Genomic DNA, 25,366 nt, shown 5'->3' on the forward strand with positions numbered 1-25,366 from the left:
AAGGGACCTGTTGAATCAATGAGCTGGTATCCCATTCTCCGGCAGTGAGGGTGGGACACGGTGTCATCTTCGTTCTGCTTCCAGCAGTTTTCGCTTCCGATCCACACCCCAGCGATATCCGGTCAGCGAACCGCTTGCGCCTACTACGCGATGGCAGGGAACGACCAATGCCACCCGATTCATCGCGCATGCTCGTGCTACCGCGCGCGTCGCCTTCGGCTCGCCCATCTCGCGAGCGAGTTCGCTGTAGCTGCGTGTCTCTCCTCGCGGAATCTGACGGAGGGCCTGCCAAACACGCAGTTGAAAGACCGTTCCGCGCAGATCGAGTGCGCCACCCAGCCTGCGATTTGCGGACAAGTCTGAACCGTCCCGCACCATCTGCAACGCCGCATCCACCAATCGCGAGAGAGAGGGATCACGCTGCAGCTCGGCAGCAGGGAACTCCGCCCGGAGGCTCGTCTCTGCTTCCTCTGCCGTCTCCGCGAGCGATAGCCAGCAAAGCCCACGCTCAGTCGCGCCGACAATTACGCGGCCGAAAGGGGAAGGAGCGGAGCACCACCCAATCCGCTCGCCCTTACCGCCTTGCGCAAAACTACCCGGAGTCATGCCCAGTTGTGCGCCCTCATACGCCCGGCTCGACGAACCAAATCCAGCTTCATAAATGGCGTCCGTCACGCGCCCGCTCTGCTTCAACGCTCCCCGCAATCTGCTCGCACGCAACGACCGCTGATACTGCAGCGGACTTACGCCCATCTCCTGCTTGAATATGCGCTGCACCGTGAACGGACTCATGCCCGCGACACGACCCAATTCCGAGAGAGTCACCGATCGATCAAGGTTAGCCTCGATATGAGTTCGAATCTTACCAACTGGATCGCTGGTCGCGGCAGTTGGACAGCATCGTTTGCAAGCACGAAATCCTGCAGCTTGCGCATCTATTGTGCTCGTAAAAAATTGTACGTTTCCACGTAGAGGTCGGCGGCTCTTGCAATCCGGTCTGCAGAACACGCCGGTCGTAGCCACTGCATAGAAAAATCGTGCACTACTATCTCGCTCGCAAACCAGTTCCCACGCCCGATTTTCGTCGAATGCCATCACCGTCTCATCCACCGTTGCGAATTGAACATTGCTCGTCATGGATTCATGTTCGCCGAAGTTCGATTCGCGTACACTCCGATTCTTGCGCGCAATTCGATAAAGCAGTTCAAAGTCTTGGTTTCAAGTCTAATAAGCAAGTGCCGACAGCTACGAGAGCATCAACTAAGAACTAGAAGCCACCATCGCGGCTCATCAGCGCTGCCTCGGCCCGCATCAGATCTTCTTCTGTATCCACGCCGATTGTGTCCGCCGGAGCACCCGCTACGTAGATATCGATTCCTGCTTCCAGCAGACGCAACTGCTCCAGCTTCTCCACCGACTCGAGCCACCCTGGCGGCAGCTCGCCGAATCGTTCCAACGCCGATTTGCGATAAGCGTAAATTCCCAGATGTTTCCTGTACCCCGCAAACCCGCTCTCATCTCGATCATGCGGAATCGTCGCTCGTGAAAAGTAAAGCGCCTTTCCATCCAGCGCGGTCACGACTTTGACCGCATTTGGATTTCTAATGTCGACGGCCGGACACCGTACTGCCAGCGTCGCCACCTGCACCTCTGGGCGGTTGAACAGCTCAATCAGCGGTGGAAAAAACTCGGGCGTCAAGGTCGGCTCGTCACCCTGGGTATTCACGTAAATATCCGCATCGATCTGACGTGCCACCTCGCGCACTCGGTCAGATCCGCTGGTGCAGTTGGGTGAAGTCATAGCTACGGGAACCCCGCGGGCGCGACACACCTCTGCGACCTCATCGGAATCGGTAGCCACGACGACCGGGTCCATCAAACCGCTCCCCGCGACCGCGCGCCAAACCCACTCCACCATCGGCCGCCCGGCAATTTCACGCAGAACCTTGCGGGGCAGGCGAGTGGAGCCGAGCCGCGCTGGGATCACCCCCGCAATCCGTAACTTACTCATGCACGCGAGTCTACAAGAATGAGCGACACTGCGGTTACCGGTGGCCTTAAATTCTGAGAGGATTTGTGCCGCTATGGTTTGACCTTAAATTCAACCGCCCGTATCATCTAGAGTGGAGCAGCCAATCGGCTGCGTGTCCCTCCCGGCGGGGTAGCTCAGATGGTTAGAGCGACGGATTCATAACCCGTAGGTCGGCAGTTCGATCCTGCCTCCCGCCACCAGAAACTCAGACTTCGCGACGCCATCCCTTCTCTTCTCGATGCTTCCGATTTCAGTCTCTTGCTGTGCAGATGCTGGACCGCAATCTGGAGTGCGCAAGCGGTATGGTCGTTTAAGTCGTGGCCTTAGTAGAGAATGAGAGAGAAATTCTCAGCGACTGAGCAACCTCGGGAATACCGATCTAGTCCAAGAGAGATCAGTACAAAAGATCGTCGGACCCGCTCGCCAACCCCTCCCATCATTCGTTTTCGGCCCCCAAGGGTGGCACCTGCTCCGGCCCTGGGGGAATCTATGCCTCTCCGGCCTTACCTCGCCAAAAACTTGAACAGCTATCTCCGCATCCTGCGTCTGTCGGCTGCAGGCCTGGTCGCCTTGATGTTCGCATTGAGCAGCCACGCGACAACTGCCAACCAATTCTTCCAATTGAACGTTCACTCGACAGGCGGCACGCCGGTAAAAATCGTCACAGCCGATTTCAATCATGACGGCAAAGCCGATATCGTCGCCCTGAACAGCAATAACGTACTCAGCATCCTTCTCGGCACGGGAAGCAGTTCATTTGCAGTCTCGAAAACCATCGCGACTCTCCCGGCAAATACCGCAAGCCTCGCGGCCCGGTTGGTGGCCGGGGATTTCAATGGTGACGGCCACCAGGATGTAGCGTTGATGGCGAGTCCAGGAAATCTCGTCAAAGTTTTTCTTGGCCACGGCGATGGTACGTTTGCAGCTCCGGTGACGATCGCAGATGGCTTGCCGTCAGCGGGCGACATGCTGACTGGTGATTTCAACGGAGACGACAAGGCAGACCTTGTCGTGGCCAACGGTACGTCGATTTCAGTTCTGCTGGGAAAGTCCGGCGGAACATTCCAGACGCCGATTGTGACGAAGACCGGTCTCTCCTCGCCCACTTCTCTGGTTCTGGCGGTTGGCGACGTTAATCGCGACTCGCACCTGGACATTGCCGCCAACGATACCAACGGTGAAACCCAGGTTCTGCTGGGCACAGGCACTGGCCACTTTACCCTGAAGTCCGCCTTTTCATTTAACCCGCCTCCGGAAAACCTGCCGACAACCATCGCGATCGCCGATTTCACCGGAGATGGCAAACCGGATATCGCTGTCGGCTTCCCCACCGATTATCCGATCTGGTACATCGGGCAGGCGTGTATTATCCCCGGCTACGGAGATGGCACATTCAATCAAAATACCGTGACCTGTGCCAGAACGCCGTACACGTTCGGAGAGATGCATGTGGGAAACCTGAATGGCAAACAGGATCTCGTGTTCTCCTCTGACCCCATGATGGTCCAGTTCAACAATGGCTCAGGTGTCATGACGTCCAGCAGTTACGGGGTCGGCGGCGGGCCCATGGTTGTGGGCGACTTTAGCGGAGACGGCCGACAGGATATCGCCGTCGGCGCTGTGGGAGGCGTGCAGGTGGTAGTCAATTCCGCGCCTGGGGTTCTTCGCGCGCCTCTTGCAATGTATGACGTAGCAGGAGGCACGTTTACTGAGTCCATGATCATGAACACCACCGATTTCAACGGCGACGGCTATGCAGACCTGGCAGTAATTGATTTTTTTGATGAGCACGGTTCCTACCTGTCCTCGGGTGATGTGTTGCTTGGCGGATCAAAGAATTTGCTAACCAGGGGCGGCAACTTTGGTTTTGGGATCAGTCCCGACTATTCTTACAGTGCGGCAACACCGGCTATCGGCGATTTTAATCACGATGGCAAGCTGGATATCGCGATCGCTACGTTCAACTTCACGCAGGGCGGCAATAGCGGCTCCGGTTTGCAGGTCTCCTTTGGAGATGGCAAGGGCAACTTCCCCACGTCAGGCCCGCTACTGGATACGAATTCGAATTACATAGCGGCGGGCGACTACAACGGCGACGGAAAAGCCGATCTCGCATCTCTCGATGGCTCGACTTTCGAGATCCTGATCGGCAAGGGTGATGGAACCTTTGCATCTCCCGTTACCTATGCAGTCGGCCTGAACCCGGTTTTCGTGCTCCAGGCCGATCTGAATGGAGACGGGAAGAAAGACATCATCGTCGTCAACCAGGGCGGCAACGACGTGAGCGTACTGCTGGGTAAAGGAGACGGAACCTTCCTGCCGCAAAAAACCTACGCTGCAGGGACTGCTCCTGTGGCCGTTGTGACCGGCGATTTCAACCGCGATGGAAAAATCGACATGGCTGTTGCCAGCAGTGCCGGAATTTCGGTGCTTCTAGGCAATGGCAACGGTACATTCCAAGCGGAGAAGACTTACTCGGCGGGCGGCGCGGTCACGGGGATTGCCGAGTCAGCGCTGCACCAGGACGGGCTTGTGGACCTCATCGGCATCGTCCCAGCTTCGCAACGCTTCGTTGTGCTGCCGGGCACGGGTAGCGGTACCTTTGGCTCTGCGGTTGTTTTCCCGCTCGATCGCGCACCAACGCAGATGGTGGCCGGCGACTTTAACCATGATGGGGCGACTGACCTCGCGTTCTTAGGCAACGCCTCCGACCGCGCCGACACCACTGGCAATGGCTTCAATAACGTCGGCAGCCTCGTCATTTTCTACAACCAGGGCGGAGATCACCTGACGCTTACCAGCAACCTGAGTAAGCCCACGGCAACCCAGTCTGTCACCTTCACGGCCCACGTGATACCGAGCATCGGTGAGATCGGCACGCCCAGCGGCGTGGTCACCTTCAAAAACGGTTCCGCAACACTGGGCACCGTGTCGATGTCGGGAGGCGCGGCCAGCATTACTACAAAACTCACCGCCGGGACGCATCAGATCGTAGCCAGCTACGGCGGGAATTCGAGTTTCAATCCCAATCACTCGGTGACGCTCACGATTGTGGTCACACCTTAGAAATTGTGTGGGTACTATCCTGTTGTAAGTAGTTGTAGATGCACACCATTGGACCTTCTCCAATCCCAGTTCGGCCGGGTCGTTCAAGCCTCGGCCGAAGAGCCAAAAATCCTCTGAGTCCTATTCGACGAATAATCCGGCGGAGCAAACCGCGGTACCGGCGGCCATCACCGACTCAGTGTCTTTTACCTTCACCCTTGCGCTATCATTGCGTCTAAAGATTTAGCGGCCTGCTTCCCCTTCAGAGGCCTCTACCGGATGGTGTGTGTGTCCCGATTCTTTCAAAGACTGACCTTCGTTTTAGCTGCAACGATCTTCGCCGCTCTTGGGCTCGGCTTCGCGCTGGGAGAGTTCGGGATGTTCGGCGTCCACGCTGGGGGCGAGCAGGACGGCGCCTATCGCCAGATGCACGTCTATGCCGAGGTCCTGAAAAGAATCCAGAGCGACTACGTCACCGATCCGAACATTAACCAAGTCACCAATGGCGCCCTGCATGGCCTGCTTGAATCCCTTGATGCCGACTCCAGCTTCCTCACCGCCACCGAATACAAGATTTACAAGGATCGGCCTACGACCGGCGTGGCCCAGATCGGCGTTACTGTCTCAAAACGTTATGGCTACGCCACCATCGTGAGCGTGATTCCCGGCTCGCCAGCCGATCGTGAGCACCTTGCCGACGGCGACGTCATCGAGTCCATCGGCGACTCGTCCACCCGCGAACTCTCGTTGGCTGTCATTCGCCTTTTGCTCGAAGGCAAATCCGGTAGCACCATTACTCTGTCCGTCGTTCGCCCCCGCAAACCAGATCCGGATAAGCTCACGCTTACGCGAACTGTCACTACCGCTCCGGCCCTCAGTGAGCAGCAGTACGAGAACTCCAGCATTCTTTATCTCAAGCCCGGCGCTTTAACCATGGCCCGGGTCGATGATCTTGCCGCAAAAATCAAGGCTGCCGGCAAATCCCGCAAAATTCTGCTGGATCTTCGCGACGACTCCGAAGGCGACCCCGAGCAGGGAATTCGGCTTGCCAACTTCTTCATTAACCAGGGCACGCTCGCCTCCCTTGAAGGGCAGAAGTATCCGAAACAGACATTTTCCGCTGACTCCTCGAAATTCCTCACGAGTGCACCTGTCGCCGTCCTCATCAACCGTGGCACCTACGGAGCGGCTGAACTTGCCGCGGATGCGATTGAGGGAGCCAAGCGCGGAGACGTCGTGGGCGAGCGCACCTTTGGGGAAGGCTCCGTGCAAAAGACCATCGAACTTCCCGACGGCTCAGCCCTTCTGCTCACGGTGGCCAAGTTCCAGGGTCCCGACGGCAAAAAGATTCAAGATGAGGCGGTTGCGCCCACTGTCCTGGTCGGACAGAACGCCGACGACGAAGTTGATGCAGATGAGAATCCTCAGCCCAGCAAGAGCGACGAGCCACTGAACAAGGCGCTCGCCCTTCTCAAGGCCAAAACCAGCTAAATCGGGAAACTCATTTCCACTCTTGTCCGGCGTGGTTCAAGCATTTAGAGCCATGCCGACACGACATCTCCATGCGTGCTAGCCTTGAACTACGGCATCCCCGTTTTGGCTCTGCGCAGCTGATCTGAGAGGATTGCCGACGAGGCTTCGGTTGGCTGCCCCTCCTGCACACTCGGTTCCTTCGAGCGGCCTTGGCCGCACCCATCGCCTGCGCCCCGAGCCTGTTCCGCCTCCCCTGTTTCGCCGCCGCAAAGTTGCCGGCAAAGTGGCGTTTCTGATTCTGCTGCTGCTTGCGGTTACCACCGGGTCGCTCGCCGGGCTCATGCTCGTCTTCTCGGTCAATCTTCCTCAGATCAACGACCTCGAACGCTACCGCCCTTCCACGATGACCGACCTCTACGACACCAAAGGTCGCATCATAGGTTCCTTCGCTCTCGAAAAACGCATCGTCATTAATTACGAGGACTTCGCGCCCGTCCTGCGCCAGGCCGTGGTCTCCATCGAAGACAAGAACTTCGATTCCCACTGGGGCATCAACGTCTTCCGCATCGCCGGTGCGCTGTGGCACGACATTCGTTCCCACGGTCGCGCACAGGGAGCTTCCACGCTCACGATGCAGTTGGCGCGCAATCTATTCCTCTCGGCGGATCGCACCGCCGCCCGCAAAGCGCAGGAAGCCTATCTCGCCATTCAGATTGAGCGCGCCTTCACCAAGGAACAGATCTTTACCCTCTACGGCAACCAGATCTACCTCGGCAGCGGTATGTATGGCTTTGAGGCCGCGTCGCAGTTTTACTTCAGTAAGCACGCGAAAGACCTCAATCTGACTGAAGCCGCGTTGCTCGCCGGCTTGCCCAAAGGGCCTGTAGCTTACTCGCCGCTCATCAATCCTGAAAAAGCTTTGCGCCGCCGCAACCTCGTCCTCAGCGAAATGGAGTCCGACGGTGTAATCACCCATCAGCAGGCTGAGCAGGGACGCCGCGCGCCTCTGGGCCTGAAAATCAACCAGCCCGAGATGTCTGTTGCGCCCTGGTTTCAGGAAGAAGTGCGCCGAGAACTGGAAAAGAAGTTCGGCGCGGAGCAGGTGCATGAAGCGGGCCTCCGCGTTGACACCACCCTCGATCTCGATTTGCAGAAGACCGCCAACAAAGCCCTCACTGATGGACTCGCCGCATACGAGCGTCGCCACGGATGGAAGGGCAAGATCGAGAATGTCCTCTCCAACTCGACGCTGGAAGACTACCGACATCCTGACTGGGCCATGGCCACCCACGCAGGCGACTATGTCCACGCTCTTGTCACCCAGGCCCTGCCGCTTCAGATTCGCGCGCGCGTTGGCGCCAACGAGATCGTTCTCCTTCCTGAAGATTGGGCGTGGACCGGCCAGCGCTATGGCGACTCGCTCGTGAAACCCGGCGACGTCATCTACGTCCATCTCGCCGCCACGGCCGAAGGCCCTGACCAACGCGCGACCCTCGAGCAGGACTCCGGCACGCAGGGCGCCGTCTTCGCCATGGACAACACTACCGGCGACGTACTCGCCATGGTCGGCGGCCGCGACTATGCACTCTCTGAGTTCAACCGCTCCACCCAGGCTGAAAGACAAACCGGCTCCAGTTTCAAGCCCTACGTCTACACTACCGCGATTGAAGAGGGCGCGAAGCCGGACGACATTATCATTGACGCCCCTGTCACATTCGGCACCTACTCGCCCCACAATTACGAGAATGATTACAAGGGGGCGATGACGCTCATCAACGCCTTCGCCGAGTCGCGCAACATTCCTGCAGTCAAACTCGCCGCGCGCGTCGGCATCCACAAGGTTATCGATATGGCGCATCGCTTCGGCGTCACGTCAGATATCCCTGCCTATCTTCCCATCGCGCTTGGCGCAGCGGAGATCACGCTGCAAGAACAGGTAACTTCCTATTCCGTTTTCCCTAACGACGGCATCCGCGTAAAGCCGCGGCTCATCCGCAAAGTCACCAACGCTGATGGCATCACCCTATGGGAGGACGCCCCCGCCGTCGACGAAATCATCAGCCAGCAAACCGCGCGCACCATGATGGCGCTCTTCCGCGCCGTCACATCCCACGGCACGGGCGCGCAAGTCGCCCAGATGAATCACCCCTTGGGCGGCAAGACCGGTACGACCAGCGACTACACCGACGCTTGGTTTATGGGCTTTTCGCCATCCGTGACCTGCGGCGTCTGGGTCGGCTACGACAGCCGCCAGTCCCTCGGCGAAAAAGAAACTGGTGCGAAAGCCGCGTTGCCCATCTGGATGGAGATCATGAAAACGGCCATCGCCGGCAAAGACGATGAGCAATTCCCCGGCGATGCGGAACAGCAGCCGATGCAAAAAGCCGCCATCGTCCAGCCCGCAAAGCCGAGTGGTTCAGGCACGCCATTGCGTCCAAACGTTTCTGTGCCTCAGCCCGAAATAACTGCGAAGCCTGTTGCAAAGTCACCCGAGCCTAGTGTGGCGAGCACTTCCATTCCGTAGTAGCGTTCCTAGATCGATTTTCCTTTGAATTTAATAGGTGCCGAACCAATTTGATCGCGTCCTCGTATTTCTCATGGAGAGTCGCGCGATCTTGTCTCTGGACTCTCGGGTTGACATCCGACCCAAAGCCGCGCATACTCATGTCGTATGCCGACCCAAGAGAATAACGACGAACGCATTGCCCTCCTCCAAGGCACTCTCGACATTCTGATCCTCAAAACCCTCATCCTTGGCCCGTGCCACGGCCAGGGTGTAGCGCGTTCCATTCAGCGCCAGTCGGAGGAAGTCCTGTTCGTCGATCATGGATCGCTGTATCTCGCTCTTCAGAGACTCGAAGACAAGAAGCTCATCCAGGCCAAGTGGGGCACTAGCGAAAACAATCGCAAAGCCCGCTTCTATTCGCTCACCGCCAAGGGTCGGGCCGAACTACTCGAAAAAACTTCGCAGTGGAAGCGCCTTACCCGCGCCATGGACCTCATTCTTGACCCCGCAGCCGATCTACAAGGCGAGGAGGCCTAGATGTTCAAGCGCAAACGTTCCGCCGAAGACTTTGCCGAAGAGATCAAGGCCCATCTCGAACTCGAAGCCGATGATCTGCGAGGCGAAGGGCTAAGTGAGGAAGAATCCCAGCGCCGCGCCCGTGTCGAATTCGGCAGCCAGGTCGCAGCGCAAGAGAGCTTTCATCGCAGGGGCCGCTGGCAGGCTCTCGACAACTTAGCTCGCGATCTACGCTTCAGCCTGCGCTCGCTCTTGAAGAGCCCGGGCTTTGCGTTCACAGCCATACTAACCGTGGCGCTCGGCGTAGGCGCCAACACTGCGGTCTTCAGCGTTATGAACGCTGTATTGCTTAAGTCGCTGCCCGTCGCGGATCCGCAGACACTCGTCTATCTCAGGACGTCGGACCAGCCGCGCGGAACGGGCACCGTCGACACCAACGAGACGATGTCCTATCCCGTCTATGACACCTTGCGCAAGCAAACTAGCGCCTTCTCATCGCTCATCGCCTATGTGCCTCTCTCCGGCAGCAAAGTCGCTGTTCGCGTTGGCTCGCAACCGGAAGAAGCCGAAGGCGACATGGTGAGCGGCGCCTTCTTCTCCGGCCTCGGTGTAAACCTGCCTCTCGGTCGCGGCTTCACCGCCGAGGATGAAGCCAATCACGCTCCGCTCTCTGTCATAAGCTACAACTACTGGACGCGTCGCTTTGCGCGCAGCCCCGGCGTTCTCGGTCAAACTCTTTTCGTCAACGGTGTGCCTACAACGATCATCGGCGTCTCCGCCCAGGGATTCGAGGGTCTGGAGCCCGGCGGCTCGACAGACTTCTGGATTCCATTGCAGAACAGGCGCGAACTCAACGCCTGGGGCAATCCTCTCGATGACGGCAAACTTTACATCGAAAATCCAAAATGGTGGTGCCTTCGTCTTATTGCGCGCCTCGCACCCGGCGTCAGCAAAACTCAGGCAATCGCGCAACTACAGGCAGTATTCCGGTCTGCTTCCCGCATCGGGCTGGGCTCGCCGATGCAAGGCGAGAAGCCGCTCACACTGAGCTTCACTGATGCCAAAAATTTCCCGGGCTATGACCAGATGTACGGTAATCCGCTGCGCATTCTCATGGCGATGGTCGGTCTCGTGCTGCTTATTGCTCTGGCCAACGTGGCCATGCTGCTCGCAGCCAGAAACGCAGCGCGCCAGCGCGAGTTCTCAGTTCGCCAGGCGCTCGGTGCCGGACGCGGCGAACTGTTTCGTCAATTGTTAACCGAGAGCCTCATCCTTGTTACCGCCGGGGGCGCGCTCGCATGGGCTTTCGCCATGATGGCCGCGCGACTGCTCGCCAACTGGGCGCAGATCGAATCCAGCCTCGCTCCCGACCGCACAGTTCTGCTCTTCACCATGGGCGTTCTTGTTGTCGCCGCCGTGCTCTTCGGCTTAGCTCCCATGCGCGTCGCTCTCGCCGGACGCGCGGAGCTTGCCATCCGAACCTCAGCAGCAACCTCCAACACCAACGCCGGTAAGTCGCGCACCGGCAAAATCATCGTCGCTCTGCAGATGGCCATGTGCGTTGTGCTTCTTGTCGGCGCCGGCCTTCTCATTCGCACCCTGCGCAATCTTGAGAACACACCCCTTGGCATGCGCGTCGACGGCCTCGTCGTCTTCGGCGTCAATCCAGACATACCGTCTCTCGCCGCAGGCAGGACGTTTTATCGCGATCTGATTTCGAAGTTGCGAATCTTGCCCGGCGTCGAGTCGGTGACGGTTATGGAAGAGCGGCTTGGGTCCGGCTGGTCCGACAACAGCGCCATGATGGTCGATGGACGACTGCCCGATGTCCCCAACGGCGGCGACCGCACCGTGCGCAGCAACGTGGCGGGTCCTGACTTCTTCACGACCCTCGGCATACCCGTTCTCGAAGGCCGCGATTTCGCTGACTCCGACACGGTGAACTCTCCGCCCGTGGGCATCATCAACGAAGAATTTGCAAAGCGGTTTCTGGCCGGTCAGAATCCACTCGGCCACCACATCGGCACAGATGACGGGCGCTACACCATGACTGTGATCGGCGTCGTCAAAGATCACAAGTACCGCAGCATCGACGAAACGCCCATTCCCATGGCCTGGTATATGTCCGCGCAGATTCCCATGGTCGGCCCGATGAGCGTGGAAATGCGCGTCAAGGGCGCCCCGCTTGCCATCCTCCCCACCGCGCAGAAAGTCGTGCAGCAACTGGATCCGAACCTGCCGCTGATCAAGCCGATGACGCAGCGCGACCAATTCAACACCACCATTTCCAGCCAGCTCATGTTCGCGCGCCTGGCTGAATTCTTTGGCCTGCTCGCCGTCGTCCTCGTCGCCACCGGCCTTTACGGAACCCTGTCGTATCGCGTCAATCGCCGCACTGCGGAGATTGGCGTGCGCATGGCCATGGGTGCCGGCCGCGGCCAGGTTGTGTGGATGATTCTGCGCGACAGCCTTACCCTCACCGCCATCGGCATCGTTGCAGGCATTCCCCTCGCCATGTTCGTCGGACGCGCTCTCATGTCTTCACTCTATGGCGTCAAGCCGCTCGATTCGGTCACCTACATGCTGGCCGTCGTCGGAGTTACACTCGTCGCGCTGCTCGCCAGCGCAGTGCCCGCAAGCCGCGCTGCCAGCGTCGATCCACTCAGAGCCCTGCGCACGGACTAGCCGTCAACCCAGCGGCTCCTGCCGGTAAAGTTCAGATGTATGCCGCGCGGCAATCATTATCGCCATGCCGAACATGACCGCGGCGGCGATCGTTCCGCCCAGGTCGAATAACAAATAGCGATGTCCCATCACCGTCGCGTACCGGTCGCGCAGCAGCGCCAGGTTTCCAATGATCAGCAGAATCCGAATTTCCGTAGGCCCAAAAATTCCCTGCGACATTTGAAAACACGAAAGCGTGTACGTGGCAAGGTAGCTCTCCGCCGACAACAGCAGAAACCCGATTAACATTGCCACCGCTACCCGCCAGTGCACTAATCCCGAAAATCCCAGCCCGCCCATCAGCGCTGTGGCCCCAAAAATATCCACCATGTGATCGACGTAAAACCCATAACGCGGCCGTTGCTGATTGCGCACGCGCGCCAGCGTGCCATCCATGCTGTCGCCAAACCAGTTGAGAATCAGGCATGCGATTACCCCGAGCAGTCCCAGCTCGTTGTAACGTGAAAGTCCGTAGAAAACTCCCGCACCAACCTGCGCCAGCAACCCCAACGCCGTAAGCCGGTCCGAGGTAACCCACGCAGGCGCACGTTCAGCCATCCAAGTAAGAGCTTTCTTTTCCATGTCGGCAGTAAGCGAACGGTTGATGCGCCGGGCGGATGCAAACGTCGTAGTTGTCGCGTTCATCAGCGTCCTCTTTCTCAATTACTTCTTCAGCGCGTTCGACGCCGCACGCAGGGTAAACTCCAGCGATTCGCGCGGCACGCTCTCTACATACGGCCGTACCGCCCATCCCAGCCCCGTCGGTATGGCGCGCGTCAGCGAGATCGACTCAACCTGCATGTACAAGCCGCCATCGCGCCCTTCGTAACTCCAGTAGGTATTCATGCGCCACAGAAACCCGTGATCCTCGCTCTCGCTCAGCGCGTGTTCCTTCTCAGTGCCCGGTGCATCGATCTCTGTGATCTTTGTGCTCCGCGAAATGCTGAATCCGTGCTGGGCATCGAGTCGTCCAAATTGAACGTCGTAGGTTGGGTCCATCACCACCGTAATCACATGGTGCTGGCGCACGCGCATCGTAGCTGTAAAATGGTTTGCATCTTTTTCCGGTATCAGAATGCTTGCCCTCACCACCTGTGGCGCAAAGGTTCGCGGGTAGCCATTGAAATTCTTCAGTAGCCTTTCAAAGTCGGCGGCCCTCACTCCCGGCACAAACGCTGTGCCCCGCCAATGATGAAGGAGCGCCCCTGGCAGTTCTGCCTCCTTGCCACGTGTAAGCTGCTCGATGATCACTTTCCCTTGCCGCAGCCGGGTATCATTCTCAGAATTCGTGCCCACAGATACAAGAAACCCATCGGGCCTCTGGTGCTGCTCTTTCAACCGTGACTCCACCTTCCCGGCGTACGCATTGAATGCGCTGACCGCTGCCGACGGCGCTTCGCACCACCCTGACAGCCAGGCCACCATCAGAAGCATGGAAGCGAGAACGCGCCCGCCGTTCAAGACCCTTCGTCCAGCTGAAATGCTTTCCGTCATGAGTCCGACTTTCCCAAATCTCCGTCTGTTAATCAATGCTCCCCACCTCACCTACATCACGAATGAACCTCACCGTCCAAGTTGCTGAAAAAATGTGTCTTCCGCGGAGTTATCCCACGACGGGCGAAGACGAGAAACGCCCACTGTCAATTAGACTAGGCAAAAGAGATGACAGACACCGGCCCAGTGCGGCGCTATCGTTTCGGAACCTTCGAGGCGGACGCGGTTACCGGGGAATTGCGTCGCCAGGGAATCCGCATCAAACTCAACGCCCAGCCCTTCCAGGTTCTCCTGATGCTGCTTGAGCGGCCCGGCGAAGTCCTCACCCGGGAGGAGATCGCCCGTGCTCTCTGGTCTGATGGCACCTTTGTTGATTACGACCACGGAGTCAATTCGGCCGTGAATCGCATTCGCGATGCTCTTGGCGACACTGCTGGCAGCCCGCGATATGTGGAGACACTCGCGCGGCGGGGATACCGATTTGTAGCTCCTGTTGAATCGCTTGCCCAAGAGGCAGATAGTTCGCTTTCCTCGGCGCCGCGCAATGTGGAAAAAGAATTCGAGGAAACAGAACCGGGAGACCTGCAATCTTCGATTGGCAACGGCATACTGGCCTCCCCGGAAGAACTACCCAGGACTTCGCACAAAGTGGTGCAGGCGCTCTTCCTTCTGCTGCAGTTCATGTATCTGGGTTTTTATGTCGGAGCGCTCACCAATCTGGCGGAGATTGAGGATCTAATCTCACCATTACCACGCGCGACGCTGATTCTCTACGGCTTGATCGGGACTGCGGCTATTTTGATTCCGGTCCGCGCCTTCGTTTTTTGCTCGGCGCTGTTTCGCGCCCCCGGCGTGCAGCGCAAATTCCTAAAGATGTGGCCTGGATTGCTGATTGCTGACGTAGCGTGGGCGCTGTCGCCATTTCTGTTGATGCATCACATTAACGCCGGGCTTGCGCTGGCATGCATGGCCCTGCTGGTTTATGCGCCATTTGCGCAGCGCTCCCTCATGCTTATGGGCGCTGGTCGGAAGAAGATCGACCCCTCTGGCAAACCTGCTGAGTCGTGAAGTTCCGCGACGCTCAGAGCTGATCGTATAGCGTTGTGTTTCGGTACCCTAGCAGCGTCACCAATGTCCAGATCGCAAGCGCGGTTCCAAACGGAATTTTCAGAAGGCTAAGGAAAGCCGCCACGATCGCGACAACGCGGCCCCATGGTGCTCGTTCCATCAGCCCCCAGCCGGCCGCGAAAGCCAAGCCTGAACGCAAAATCACCATGATCCAGGCAAAGTGCAGAATGGCCGATCCAAATCCCGGTCCAAGAGGAAAATTGCCGTGCGGCCACGGTCCGCGCATCCAGAATCCGTTGCCATTCAGGAATGAATTGGCGAATGCCAGGCCCACGATCCCTAACAACAGCGAAAGTCCACCATAGATGAACCAGACCGTACTTAGCGCTCGAACGCGATTCGCGTAAGTGGCCACCTCGAAGGCGAGGTTCGGCACGAGGGGAGGAGGTGCTGTTGTTGCCGCTGCTGGGCGACCGCATTGAGGACAAACTGGTTGCCCCTGTGCAAGAGCCTGACCACATCCGCTGCAGAACATCGTTTGCCTCCTTCGTGCTTAGGCGATTCTATTCCCCGTACTGATTCCAATACGGAGAGAAGTTATCGAATTCCAATGGCCATGCGGTTTACGCCAAGTCGGGAAAACAGATGACCGTGATGCTTCCCATGTAAGACACAGAATGTATAAATCGCCAATGCGAATCCAATCGGGAAGTCAAGAAATGCGAAACCCGCCGCGACTAAAGTCACAACCCTGCTCCAATCTGTCAGACGACTTAATCCCCATCCAGATGCAACCGCGAAGGCAACACGCAACGTAAGAAGGGTCCAGCCCATCCCGCCCACCAGCACCCAGTCCCAGAGATATGGATGTGGCCAGGGCTCCCAAGGCCCCACATGCATCGATATTCCAGTTTGAACAGCGAAAAGTCCCATTGCACCGAGCACCAGATTCAAACCTGCAAATAGATACCAGTAACGGCTGAGTCTTCGGATCGTAAGTTGATACTTGTTCAACTCCGCCGCTTCAGCTGGTTGCGTGTCCAAAAGGCTGGCAGTTGGATGCCCGCAACGCGAGCAGAAGCTCGTTCCCTGCGAATTCTCAGCACCACACTTGCTGCAGTACATAGGTGCCTCCCCGCCAGACCAGGAGGCTGCGAATAGAGGAGGACTGCTCTTAGCCGGTTGTCTGCGTGCCTCTTAGTCCGGCTGAGAATGACTACGCAGCGGGGCGCGCATTCGTTCCCAACGCTCTTCATGCCGATCGTCGTGCAAGACCAGCCCGGAAACCCGTCCCTGAGGGTCGTGTTCCACCGCAATCCGAGTCAGGCTGCTGCCGTTTGGGTAAAACAGCACCGAATTCGACTCCGCTGCAAGTTCCGCAATCTCCCCGTAGTGGTTCTTCTGGTAGAGCAGTTCGCCCTGCCTAAACACCGTCACAACCACCAGTCCCCGCTTGTCGACATACTCCCCGGCGAAGCTATCCAGTTGCGCCGGAGTGAGTTTCAGTGCTGGTGGATGAAGTGGAATGGAAACGCGCTCCGCGAAGGGAGCAGGCTCACGAGCATCCCGCCGATGCATCAAAAGCCATCGAGGCAACTCGGGCTCATTGAAGGCCCGCGTCCAGCAATCGTGTTTCAGACCTTGATACACCCAGAGCCGTACATGACCGCCAGCTGTTTTAAGCGCCGTATACATCAGTTCGTCTTGGCGAGGAGCAACTACATTATCTTCGGCGCCATGAAACAGCCACACAGGCGTGCGTTCCACTGCCTGCGCATATTCTCCGGGCAAGATCGAGGACTGCAGCCAGCGATCCGGCGCATAGCTCCAGAAGATGCCCCCGGCGGCGATTGCTATCGACGCCCAGCGCTGTGGATGCTCTTTCGCAAGCTCCCATGCGCCGTAACCCCCCATCGAAAGTCCGGTAAGGTAAGTGCGCGCAGCATCGCCGTGGAACTCGGCAGTCTCCGCATCAAGCTCCGCCATGGCCATGGCGAGCATCTCCTTGTCGGTCCAGTAGCGATCCAGCGAACACTGCGCCATCACCACGATGAATGGCCAGCGATCAGGATGATCGCGAATCGCCTCCGGTAGCCCGATCTGCGTTTGCCACATGCCTTCAGACCCGCGCTCGCCGCGCCCGTGCAGGAAAAGGATGACAGGCCATTGCTTGTGATCGTTCGGGCGCCACTCCTCGGGGACGTAAACCTGGTAGCGATAGTTGAATGGGCCGACCTGGATGCGGCGATTCAGGAACCCTGTCTCCTGGGGAGGATGTTTGTGAAAGCCTCTCGGACCCTGCGCCGCGGGCAGCAATGTGGAAGCGAATCCCCAGGAAATGCAGAGGCAGGCCGCGAGCAATCTCAGGATGCGCTGCATAGGCTGGAAACATCATAGAGCCTTCAAGAGGGTTCCCGGCTTTGTCCTGCGTCAGATTTCCTGACGAATTCCTTGGGCTTCGGCGTGAAAGAATCAGAGGGACGAACCCGCATACTGCCGATGACGACCTACGAAGCCGGAGATACCCTCGACCACTACCGCATTGAAGCGGTCGTTGCCCATTCCGGTATGGCGGTTCTCTATCGCGCAACCGATATAGAGGCGGGCAGGCAGGTCGCCATCAAGGTTCCACTCGCGGAGATGGAGGCCGACCCGGTTCTTCTGGAACGGTTCAAGCGTGAGCAGGAGATCGGCATTACGCTCGATCATCCAGGCGTCGTTAAGACCTTTGCCGACGAAGACCGAAGCCGCCTTTACATGGTTATCGAATGGGTTGACGGCCGCTTGCTGCGCACCATTTTGAACGAAGAGAAGAAACTCCCTACTGAACGGGCCGTGAAAATCACGCTCGGAATTTGTGATGCGCTTGATTACATGCATAAGCGCGGAATCGTCCATCGCGATTTGAAGCCGGAGAACGTGATGGTGTTCGATGACGACGAAATCAAGCTCATCGATTTCGGCATCGCCATGAAAGAAGATGCGCGCCGTCTAACCTTCGTCAATGTCTCCTCGCTGCTTGGCACTCCGGACTATATTTCTCCGGAGCAAGTAAAAGGCGGCCGGGGAGATCAGCGCAGCGATATCTACTCCGTGGGCATCATGCTCTACGAAATGCTTACGGGGACCGTACCTTTCGCAGGACCAAATCCACTCGCTGTCATGAATGCGCGTGTGCTGAACGACGTTAAGCCGCCTCGTGAATTGAATTCAGAAATTTCACCCGAACTGGAAGAGATTCTCTTTCGCGCCCTTGAGCGGGAGCCGCGCCATCGCTATGCCACCGCCAGCGAAATGATGTGGGATCTCGAACACCAGGAGCAGGTTGGCGTTGAACCTCGCGGCGAACGTCCGGTAAAGGTGGCTGGACGCAAGATCAATCGCAAGGTGCTGCACTACGCCGCAATGGCCTTTGTCCCGCTTTTCCTCTTCGCCCTCATGTTGCTGCTGGCTAGAAGATAAGAGAGTCTTCGTCCGCTCTTCCTCCCAATCCGCTCGTCGCTCCCATTCAAGAGGGCAGTCAAAACGTCTGGATGCACACATTTTTGTGCATATACCTTCGAACTGGCTCTTTAGCAATCCATTCAAGGTATGCCGGTTAACCTAGCCCGAGGCGGAGAAGAGGAGAACGGATAGGGAGGAGGGGGGAGGGGGTGCCCCATTTGCGTGATCGTGACTGGTCTTGCCTGCCCCGGGACGGAGGATGCGACGTGGTCCATTCATTTCGATTGTGCGCTTTTCGACGGAATTACATGCAAAACAGGAGGAAATTTTCGACTTGAAGAATGACGGGGTTAGGGGAAAACGAGCTGAGATGGAGTTGACTTGCTGATTCCACGAAAGACGAACGCTGATCCTTCGCTGCGCTTCAGGATGACAGTGTTATTCACTTTGCTCACGCGGCCGTAAACGGTCTTCGCTTCCTCTGGGAGTCGAGTCAGGCCGCGGTCTTCAGCTTCTTCATCAGCTTTCGCGCCCGTCTGGACCACGGGCGTTCACGCCGACGCAGGTAGCGTGGCATCGTCGGTTCCTTGTCCAGCACTTTCTGTGCCCACTCGCGCGCCTCCGCGTTTTTGCCCTCCGATGCCAGCAAATCCGCGAAATTCAAATACGTTTCAGATGAGGTGGAAAGGGCGGTTGCGCGTCGAAAGAGTTCCTCGGCTTTTTCTTTCTCACCGGTCAGCGCGTATGCCTGTGCCAGCAGAGCGGGTGCGCGATTGAAGTCGTAGTTCGGCTCCTTAGCCACGGTCTTTTCGAGGTCGGGAAGAGCAGCGGCAGCATCCCCCAGCAGCACGGCGCACACGCCGCGCCGGTAAAAGCAATCGAGCGTGTTCAGACGCGCTGCTATGGCTTTATTGAAGGCTTCGCGAGCCCGCGCGAGCTGCCCATCGTCCATGCAGAGTTCGCCCAATTCTTCGTAATTGCCAGCGGAAGGATTGTCGTGAATCGTGAGTTCTAATGCCGCAATGCGCTTACGACGTGAGATGCCCTTGAACGATTGGTTCAGCAGGCCCACATCCGGAAAGACCTCGGCGAAGAGATACACAATCGCCCCGATCGGTCCGAGAAAAAGGATGATGTAGAGCCAATAGGTGTCCGGCCGTCGGCGAATGAAATGAATAATCGCTGCAGCCTGGAGCAGCAGTCCCCATGGATAAAAGAGGTGCGTTAACAGTCCCATTTTGTATGTGGTCCTGCAGTCAGGTTACAAGACGATTTTCAATTGCGGGCACCCACTTTGGTGGCAAGTTCACGAACCGATAATCGCGGAACGCTACCTGTACGATTCGTCGCGGTGCACCACAAATTCTGGATAGGCATTACCTCCAAGCTCATGCAGGTCCATGCCGATGCGCTCTCCATCGGGATCGACGCGGAAGACAAGGATTCGATTGACCAGCCAGAAGATCAGATAGATCAGCGGCAACATGATGCCGAGCAGCGTAGAGACACCGATCAGTTGCGCGACAAACTGGCCTTCGAGCGGTGCAAAAAATCCCGCTGCTGCCAGTCCCCACAATCCCGCGGCCCCATGCACGCTGATGGCCCCGGAGGGATCGTCGATCGATAAGGCAAGTTCAAATAACTCCACCAGGAGCGGCGTAATGATTCCCGCCACCATTCCTGTGAACAGCGCGGCCACCGGCGACACTACACTGGCGCAGGCGCTTGAAGTGACGAGTCCCGCGAGCCAGCCATTCGCGCACAAGCTTGCGTCCGGTTTTCCAAAACGAATCCGCGTCACGGAGAAGGTGGCTACCAGTGCCGCCGTCGCGGAAAGGAGCGTATTGACTGCAGTAATCACCAGTCCACTCGGCGCCGCGTTCAGCCAAAGCAGTGAGCCTGCCATATTCCAAGCAAGCCAACCCACCAGCGCGATCAAGCAGCCTAACAGCACGTAGACCACGTTGTGTCCCGGCATTGCTGTCGATAGACCTTCCCGTGGAAACTTGCCCTTGCGCGGCCCAGCGATCCACACGACGGCCAATGCGGAAACACCCCCCAGCGCATGAATCGCCGCCGCCCCGCCGCCGTCGAAGAAGCCGCCTCCGGCAGAAAAGTTTGTTCCCAGTTGAGCGAGCCAGCCGCCCCACACCCAGTGCGCGACCAGGGGAAACACCACCGCGCCCATGATTGCTGCTATCACCGCGCCCGCTGGCATCCGCAGCCGATCCGCTCCCGATCCCCACGGGACCAATGCTACAAGTGCAACCGACAGAAGTTCGAAAAGCAGAGTCAGTTGGGCGCGCGGTCCGGCAGAGTTGAAACCCCGAAGGAACAATGGCCCCGCGCCGGCCCAGTTCCAGGCCTTGCCGCCCAGATGAAGTACATGGTCGCTGCTTGTTCCCGCCGCAATGGCCGAGCCAACCAGTGCGAACGCAATTACCGCTGTCGAAATAACCACCAAGCTGCCCAGCAAGGATTGCGCAGCCGATCGCGAACGGCCCAGACCAGTGTTCACCAGCGCCAGCCCCGCGATGGCCATCGGCGCCAGCAGTAGAAGTCCCAGCGTGAACGCAAACGAAGTCTCCGGGAACGGCATCGGCGTGAGGGGATTCATCGGTTCTCTCCGGGAATCTGCATGTGGCCACGCACCGCCGCCACCAGCCCCATCGCCTCCACGGCAAGTCCGCACAGCACAAATACACCGCGCAGCGGCGAAGATGGAAACAGAAGAATTGCCGCGATCGAAAGAAAGAATCCCGCGGGCATCACCAACAATCCGGCGTATTTCATGACCGTTCCCTTTCAAGTAATCCAGACAACTCACCGGTGATAGAGGTCAGCCTTGAGACGAATGTCCCCAGAAATAAATGGATGTATGGCAGATGCCAACCGGCGGAAGTGCTTGTAGGAATTCTAAAGGATTCGATCGCTTCGATTCCGCGGCAAGCCTGATTGAGCGATCACTTGAAGAAAGAAGATTTGCTGGATCCGAGAAAATTCCCCGGAAAGATTATCGGCCTGCAAGCCTTTATGCCGTCTTTTGGAGCGGACAGACATAATGGAGTATGTACAGTCGCCTCGATCGAGCGCACCGCGCCCTTCCCGTGATCCTTGGCGTGATATCTCTGGCAAGTGTGGTCCTGCTTTTAGTTTGGGACGCCATTCCAAAACAGTTTCCCTTGCGAGCCCATGATGTTCTCGGCGCGTTTCCACTGGCTCTCATCGCTCTCGCCTATCTCACTTACCAGGCCGCGCACCGTCCCGCTCCTCTTGAAGTGCTCAAAGCGGTGCTTCTTGCCGTTGCCTTCCTCTTCTGGGCCGCCAATCAGCTTTGGCCCGATATTCCCCAAGCCATGCTCTTCAACGACATCGCCATCGCTCTGTTTGTTCTCGACGTGTTTCTTGTCATGATCGGGTGGCCGGGCTCGTCGCCCGACGAGTCCTTTGCCGAGACGTACGTCGAGCCTCATGATCCAAAGCCTTGAGAGCGGTCATTTGGGCGCGGTCGTATAAATTCCTTCCAACGGCTTGGCCCTCTCTTCATCCAGTGGCGGATTCGGCATCGGCAGGCGTGGCATCATCGCGTCACGTTGCGCCGCGTTGTATACAAAAATCGCCATGATCGTTGCCGCCTGCTTCAAGTCCGGTTCCGACATGCGCTCATAGGTGTCCTGATTGCTGTGATGCGTCACGCTATCGTAGTCGCGCGGATCCTGGATGAATTGAAATCCCGGCAAGCCCACCTGGTCGAAGGGCACGTGATCGGTAGAGCCTGTGTTTCGCATTGAAATCGTCGTGAACCCCAGATCCTTGACCGGCGCGGCCCACTGCTCGAACACGCGCGCCGCCTGCGCATTTCCTTCCGAGTAGATCCCGAGGAATCTTCCCGTTCCGTTGTCGGCATTGAAGTAGACATCAAAGCGCGCATGATCCGGCTTAACGGCTACGGGACCTGTCTGCGTGCGCAGGAATTCCGGCACCGCCTGCTCTTCCGCCTTTTTGGTATAGCTGAGCGATCCATAGTGGTTGCGAATGTAGCCTGAGGAACCGAAGATTCCCTGTTCTTCGCCTCCCCACAACCCGATTCGAATCGTCCTGCGCGGCTGAATGTTGAGCGACTTCAAGATGCGCATTGCTTCAAGGGCGATGATGGTTCCAGCGCCGTCATCGGTCGCGCCTGTGCCCGCGATCCAACTGTCGAGATGACCGCCAACCATTACCACCTGGTCTTTCAGCGATGGATCGGTGCCTGGAATATCCGCGATGACATCATGGCCATCGACATGATCTCCGCTGAAGTGTGTATCGATGTTCACCTTCACTTTCACTGGCACATCATGCGATACCAGCCGATTCATGCGCAGAAAGGCTTCGCTGGCAATCACAGCGGAAGGAATGGCTTGCTTGTGTTCCAGCCGATAAACGAACCATCCCATCGAACTGCCGGTGTCATCGTGGATCACTCCGCGAAAACCGCCTGGCACCAGCACTGTCGATGCGTGCTCGTCGGCAAAGAACTTTGCCACTTTTTCCTTGAATGCCATCTGTGCGAAGACCTTTTCCCAGAACGGCGGGTCATTGGGGAGCACGAAGCTGTCTTCCTGATCCCCGTTCAGCGGATAACTCGCGAAATGCTCCAGCTTGGCCGCATCGTAGTGCTCCAGGGGATTCGTCGGATCAGGATTGATTGAAGGCACCTTCCCATACAAAATGATCTTTCCCGCGAGCTTGCCTTTCCACTTGTTGAAACCTGCCTCATTCTCGATCTCTGGAACAGCGATCACATCGCCTGTCACTTCTCCCTGAGTTGCAGGCGACCAGGGAGTTGCCTGTGCCAGAATCGTCGCAGTCGACGGTGCGGTCATCAGAACGCTTGTACCCACCTGCGTCCAGCCCATTCCGAATTCGCCCCACGACTCTTCATGGGGATTGCTCGTGCCCATTCGGCGAAGCTGATCAATCGACCATTGCGCGGCGCGTTCGAATTCTGGAGACCCTGTTAACCGCGGTCCAATCCCGTCGAACAGTCCACTTGCATACTCCATGATGTGCGAATGCACGAGTCCTTCATCGCGAATCCGCGAAATAGTTGCGAGATCCAGCGATTCATGGGCGGGCTGTGCGGCGGAAGCCTGAGTGCTTTGCGATTGCGTCGGCTTTGCGCCGGCCGCGAATAGAACAGATATGCCAAGACAAACCTGAAGGAGAAGGGAAGGGTGGGTCTTCATGCCGCCAAGAATACTACGCAAAATGAGAATGCGGGAAAAGGCGAAAGGGACCGATGTCGGCGGTTCGCGATAGACTCATGCCATCCCGACCGGATCGAAACCACGATGACAAAATCTCTCCTTGCAGTTGTTCTTATCGCTGGCGCTGTTTGCGTCTGCCCCGCGCAACGAATCGAAGTTACCGTGCCCTCCACGAAGCCGCTCAACGGCCACCTTGTCCTCGTCATCGCCAAATCCGACAAGACTGAGCCGCGCATGCAGCTTTCTGAGACTTACGACTCGGCGGAAGGCTTCGGTGTCGATGCCGAGAACCTTGCCCCCGGGGCTCCGCTAGTTATCGATGGAAAGACCTTCGGTTATCCCCGGCGCTCCCTCGCCGACATCGATGCCGGGGACTACTACGTCCAGGCCGTTTTCAATGTCTACGAGCAATTCCACCTGGCCTCCGGCAAAACCGTGTGGCTCCCGCCAGACAAAGGTGAAGGCCAGCATTGGAATCAGAAGCCAGGCAATCCATTCAGCAAGCCCATCAAGGTCCACATTGATGGCAAAGCTCTGATCAAGCTCACGCTCGATCAAACGATCCCGCCTATCGAAGGCACGCCGGCGGACCCGACGGTCATCGCGCAACAACAGCCCACCGCAAAATGGCTTAAGTTCGAGCGCTTCCGCAGCGAAAAGCTCAGCGCCTTTTGGGGCCGGGACATGTTTCTTGGCGCGTGGATCCTTCTACCCGACGGTTTCGACGAACATCCCGAAGCCAAATATCCCGTGATCGTCTACCAGGATCACTTTCATCCGGGCATCGGACCCGCGCAGTTCACCGCAACGCCTCCCGATGCAAAATCCCAGCAGTTTATCCGCCTGCAACGGGGTTATCGACTCTTTCAGGACTGGACCAACGGCCGCCTTCCGCGCGTGATCCTGATTTACGTGCAAAATGCCAATCCTTACTACGACGATTCCTACGATGTGGATTCGGCCAACGTCGGCCCCTACGGCTCCGCTATCAACGATGAACTGATTTCTTCCATCGAGAAGAAGTATCGCGGTATTGGCCAAGGCTGGGCACGCGCTACCTACGGCGGATCGACTGGCGGTTGGGAAGCGCTGGCTGCACAGGTGTTTTACCCCGATTTCTACAACGGCGCATATGTAGCGTGTCCCGATCCGGTAGACTTCCACGCCTACCAGAACATCAACCTCTACGACGACGCCAATGCCTTCGTTCGCAAAGGAGACTTTGGCCAAGTTGCTATCGCCGCTGATCGCAAGCCCGATGGCAGCGTGATCGCGGAAGCAGGTGGTGAGTTTGCGTATGAATACATCCTTGGCACTCACGGCCGCTCCACCGAGCAATGGGACATCTGGCAGGCCGTGTTCTCTCCCGCAGGCAGTGACGGATATCCAGCGGAGATCATTAATCCGCTCACCGGCGCCATCGACAAGAAGGTACTCGAATATTGGCACGATCACTACGATCTCGCCGCCATTCTTAAACGCGATTGGCGCACCCTTGGCCCCAAACTTGAGGGCAAATTACACATCGCTGTCGGCGACGGCGATACATATTTCCTGAATAACGCCGTTCACATGCTCGATAAGCAGCTTCAGGAAACGCGCGATCCCCGTTCCGACGCGACATTTCAATACGGGCCCGGCATGCCGCACTGCTATACCGGCGGCCCATCGGAGTACACCATGCAGCAGAACAACGCCGACTGGACTGAGCGCGTGTTGCCGCAGATGGTCGAGCATATGTTGTCGACGGCTCCAGCAGGAGCGGACACGAAATCGTGGCGCTACTAAGATCTCGGCGTTCAAAACATCCCA

General features: G+C 57.8%; 20 protein-coding genes and 1 tRNA gene. 10 read left to right on the plus strand and 11 right to left on the minus strand.

Features of this window, described 5'->3' with window-relative positions; genetic code table 11:
• Positions 1-63: 63 nt before the first annotated feature.
• Positions 64-1,137 (minus strand): methylated-DNA--[protein]-cysteine S-methyltransferase, encoded by a 1,074-nt coding sequence (locus tag P8935_RS10455; RefSeq protein WP_348264937.1) that lies wholly within the window; start codon positions 1,135-1,137, stop codon positions 64-66.
• A 130-nt stretch (positions 1,138-1,267) separates the two neighbouring features.
• Positions 1,268-2,011 (minus strand): 3-deoxy-manno-octulosonate cytidylyltransferase, encoded by a 744-nt coding sequence (gene kdsB, locus P8935_RS10460; RefSeq protein ID WP_348264938.1) that lies wholly within the window; start codon positions 2,009-2,011, stop codon positions 1,268-1,270.
• Positions 2,012-2,155: 144 nt separating this feature from the next.
• Here kdsB and P8935_RS10465 point away from each other — a divergent pair.
• The 6 genes from P8935_RS10465 (at position 2,156) to P8935_RS10490 (ending at position 12,257) form a co-directional block, all read left to right on the plus strand.
• A tRNA-Met gene (locus tag P8935_RS10465) sits at positions 2,156-2,232 on the plus strand.
• 289 nt (positions 2,233-2,521) lie between these two features.
• Positions 2,522-5,098 (plus strand): FG-GAP-like repeat-containing protein, encoded by a 2,577-nt coding sequence (locus tag P8935_RS10470; RefSeq protein ID WP_348264939.1) that lies wholly within the window; start codon positions 2,522-2,524, stop codon positions 5,096-5,098.
• Positions 5,099-5,356: 258 nt separating this feature from the next.
• The gene (locus P8935_RS10475) at positions 5,357-6,568 is read left to right on the plus strand and encodes a S41 family peptidase (protein WP_348264940.1); all 1,212 of its coding nucleotides are present in this window, start codon (positions 5,357-5,359) and stop codon (positions 6,566-6,568) included.
• A 151-nt stretch (positions 6,569-6,719) separates the two neighbouring features.
• Positions 6,720-9,074: a PBP1A family penicillin-binding protein gene (locus P8935_RS10480; RefSeq protein ID WP_348264941.1), complete on the plus strand. Its 2,355-nt coding sequence runs from the start codon at positions 6,720-6,722 to the stop codon at positions 9,072-9,074.
• Positions 9,075-9,221: 147 nt separating this feature from the next.
• Positions 9,222-9,593, plus strand: coding sequence for a PadR family transcriptional regulator (locus tag P8935_RS10485; RefSeq protein ID WP_348264942.1), 372 nt, complete (start codon positions 9,222-9,224; stop codon positions 9,591-9,593).
• Complete coding sequence (locus P8935_RS10490; RefSeq protein WP_348264943.1) at positions 9,594-12,257, plus strand: ABC transporter permease; 2,664 nt, start codon at positions 9,594-9,596, stop codon at positions 12,255-12,257.
• 3 nt (positions 12,258-12,260) lie between these two features.
• Here P8935_RS10490 and P8935_RS10495 read toward each other — a convergent pair whose 3' ends face one another.
• Complete coding sequence (locus P8935_RS10495; RefSeq protein WP_348264944.1) at positions 12,261-12,941, minus strand: CDP-alcohol phosphatidyltransferase family protein; 681 nt, start codon at positions 12,939-12,941, stop codon at positions 12,261-12,263.
• 18 nt (positions 12,942-12,959) lie between these two features.
• A complete protein-coding gene (locus P8935_RS10500; protein WP_348264945.1) occupies positions 12,960-13,790 on the minus strand; it encodes a hypothetical protein in 831 nt (276 codons plus the stop codon).
• Positions 13,791-13,958: 168 nt separating this feature from the next.
• On the opposite strand from P8935_RS10500, the gene P8935_RS10505 reads away from it, so the two are divergent.
• Entirely contained in the window at positions 13,959-14,858 is a 900-nt protein-coding gene (locus tag P8935_RS10505; protein WP_348264946.1) for a winged helix-turn-helix domain-containing protein, read from the plus strand.
• A gap of 13 nt (positions 14,859-14,871) precedes the next feature.
• On the opposite strand, the gene P8935_RS10510 is transcribed toward P8935_RS10505, so the two are convergent.
• From P8935_RS10510 to P8935_RS10520, 3 genes are all read right to left on the minus strand, one after another.
• On the minus strand, positions 14,872-15,393 hold the full coding sequence (locus P8935_RS10510) for a hypothetical protein (RefSeq protein ID WP_348264947.1): 522 nt from the start codon (positions 15,391-15,393) through the stop codon (positions 14,872-14,874).
• 62 nt (positions 15,394-15,455) lie between these two features.
• On the minus strand, positions 15,456-15,983 hold the full coding sequence (locus tag P8935_RS10515) for a zinc ribbon domain-containing protein (protein WP_348264948.1): 528 nt from the start codon (positions 15,981-15,983) through the stop codon (positions 15,456-15,458).
• Between the two features lie 72 nt (positions 15,984-16,055).
• The gene (locus tag P8935_RS10520) at positions 16,056-17,237 is read right to left on the minus strand and encodes an alpha/beta hydrolase-fold protein (RefSeq protein ID WP_348264949.1); all 1,182 of its coding nucleotides are present in this window, start codon (positions 17,235-17,237) and stop codon (positions 16,056-16,058) included.
• Positions 17,238-17,321: 84 nt separating this feature from the next.
• Between P8935_RS10520 and P8935_RS10525 the strand changes: the two genes are divergently transcribed.
• Complete coding sequence (locus tag P8935_RS10525) at positions 17,322-18,320, plus strand: serine/threonine-protein kinase (protein WP_348264950.1); 999 nt, start codon at positions 17,322-17,324, stop codon at positions 18,318-18,320.
• Between the two features lie 475 nt (positions 18,321-18,795).
• On the opposite strand, the gene P8935_RS10530 is transcribed toward P8935_RS10525, so the two are convergent.
• The 3 genes from P8935_RS10530 to P8935_RS10540 all read right to left on the minus strand — a co-directional run bounded on the left by P8935_RS10530 (position 18,796) and on the right by P8935_RS10540 (position 21,095).
• Positions 18,796-19,539 (minus strand): tetratricopeptide repeat protein, encoded by a 744-nt coding sequence (locus P8935_RS10530; RefSeq protein WP_348264951.1) that lies wholly within the window; start codon positions 19,537-19,539, stop codon positions 18,796-18,798.
• Between the two features lie 93 nt (positions 19,540-19,632).
• Positions 19,633-20,919, minus strand: coding sequence for a hypothetical protein (locus P8935_RS10535; protein ID WP_348264952.1), 1,287 nt, complete (start codon positions 20,917-20,919; stop codon positions 19,633-19,635).
• Positions 20,916-21,095: a hypothetical protein gene (locus tag P8935_RS10540; RefSeq protein WP_348264953.1), complete on the minus strand. Its 180-nt coding sequence runs from the start codon at positions 21,093-21,095 to the stop codon at positions 20,916-20,918. Before P8935_RS10540 ends, P8935_RS10535 begins: the two co-directional genes overlap by 4 nt.
• 275 nt (positions 21,096-21,370) lie before the next feature.
• Here P8935_RS10540 and P8935_RS10545 point away from each other — a divergent pair, with 275 nt between their 5' ends.
• A complete protein-coding gene (locus P8935_RS10545) occupies positions 21,371-21,790 on the plus strand; it encodes a hypothetical protein (protein WP_348264954.1) in 420 nt (139 codons plus the stop codon).
• Positions 21,791-21,796: 6 nt separating this feature from the next.
• Here P8935_RS10545 and P8935_RS10550 read toward each other — a convergent pair whose 3' ends face one another.
• Complete coding sequence (locus P8935_RS10550) at positions 21,797-23,533, minus strand: M20/M25/M40 family metallo-hydrolase (RefSeq protein ID WP_348264955.1); 1,737 nt, start codon at positions 23,531-23,533, stop codon at positions 21,797-21,799.
• Between the two features lie 105 nt (positions 23,534-23,638).
• Here P8935_RS10550 and P8935_RS10555 point away from each other — a divergent pair, with 105 nt between their 5' ends.
• Positions 23,639-25,342: an alpha/beta hydrolase-fold protein gene (locus tag P8935_RS10555; RefSeq protein WP_348264956.1), complete on the plus strand. Its 1,704-nt coding sequence runs from the start codon at positions 23,639-23,641 to the stop codon at positions 25,340-25,342.
• Positions 25,343-25,366 lie beyond the last annotated feature (24 nt).

This window comes from Telmatobacter sp. DSM 110680 (assembly GCF_039994875.1).
Classification (GTDB): domain Bacteria; phylum Acidobacteriota; class Terriglobia; order Terriglobales; family Acidobacteriaceae; genus Telmatobacter.

Excerpts from the sequence above, each read along its gene's own strand:
- P8935_RS10535 (WP_348264952.1), bottom strand. The coding sequence starts at position 20,919 with ATGAATCCCCTCACGCCGATGCCGTTCCCGGAGACTTCGTTTGCGTTC.
- P8935_RS10520 (WP_348264949.1), bottom strand. The coding sequence starts at position 17,237 with ATGCAGCGCATCCTGAGATTGCTCGCGGCCTGCCTCTGCATTTCCTGG.
- P8935_RS10490 (WP_348264943.1), top strand. The coding sequence starts at position 9,594 with ATGTTCAAGCGCAAACGTTCCGCCGAAGACTTTGCCGAAGAGATCAAG.
- P8935_RS10530 (WP_348264951.1), bottom strand. The coding sequence starts at position 19,539 with ATGGGACTGTTAACGCACCTCTTTTATCCATGGGGACTGCTGCTCCAG.
- P8935_RS10515 (WP_348264948.1), bottom strand. The coding sequence starts at position 15,983 with ATGTACTGCAGCAAGTGTGGTGCTGAGAATTCGCAGGGAACGAGCTTC.
- P8935_RS10540 (WP_348264953.1), bottom strand. The coding sequence starts at position 21,095 with ATGAAATACGCCGGATTGTTGGTGATGCCCGCGGGATTCTTTCTTTCG.
- P8935_RS10550 (WP_348264955.1), bottom strand. The coding sequence starts at position 23,533 with ATGAAGACCCACCCTTCCCTTCTCCTTCAGGTTTGTCTTGGCATATCT.
- P8935_RS10495 (WP_348264944.1), bottom strand. The coding sequence starts at position 12,941 with ATGAACGCGACAACTACGACGTTTGCATCCGCCCGGCGCATCAACCGT.
- P8935_RS10455 (WP_348264937.1), bottom strand. The coding sequence starts at position 1,137 with ATGACGAGCAATGTTCAATTCGCAACGGTGGATGAGACGGTGATGGCA.
- P8935_RS10510 (WP_348264947.1), bottom strand. The coding sequence starts at position 15,393 with ATGTTCTGCAGCGGATGTGGTCAGGCTCTTGCACAGGGGCAACCAGTT.
- P8935_RS10500 (WP_348264945.1), bottom strand. The coding sequence starts at position 13,790 with ATGACGGAAAGCATTTCAGCTGGACGAAGGGTCTTGAACGGCGGGCGC.
- P8935_RS10505 (WP_348264946.1), top strand. The coding sequence starts at position 13,959 with ATGACAGACACCGGCCCAGTGCGGCGCTATCGTTTCGGAACCTTCGAG.
- P8935_RS10485 (WP_348264942.1), top strand. The coding sequence starts at position 9,222 with ATGCCGACCCAAGAGAATAACGACGAACGCATTGCCCTCCTCCAAGGC.
- P8935_RS10555 (WP_348264956.1), top strand. The coding sequence starts at position 23,639 with ATGACAAAATCTCTCCTTGCAGTTGTTCTTATCGCTGGCGCTGTTTGC.
- P8935_RS10470 (WP_348264939.1), top strand. The coding sequence starts at position 2,522 with ATGCCTCTCCGGCCTTACCTCGCCAAAAACTTGAACAGCTATCTCCGC.
- P8935_RS10545 (WP_348264954.1), top strand. The coding sequence starts at position 21,371 with ATGTACAGTCGCCTCGATCGAGCGCACCGCGCCCTTCCCGTGATCCTT.
- kdsB (WP_348264938.1), bottom strand. The coding sequence starts at position 2,011 with ATGAGTAAGTTACGGATTGCGGGGGTGATCCCAGCGCGGCTCGGCTCC.
- P8935_RS10475 (WP_348264940.1), top strand. The coding sequence starts at position 5,357 with ATGGTGTGTGTGTCCCGATTCTTTCAAAGACTGACCTTCGTTTTAGCT.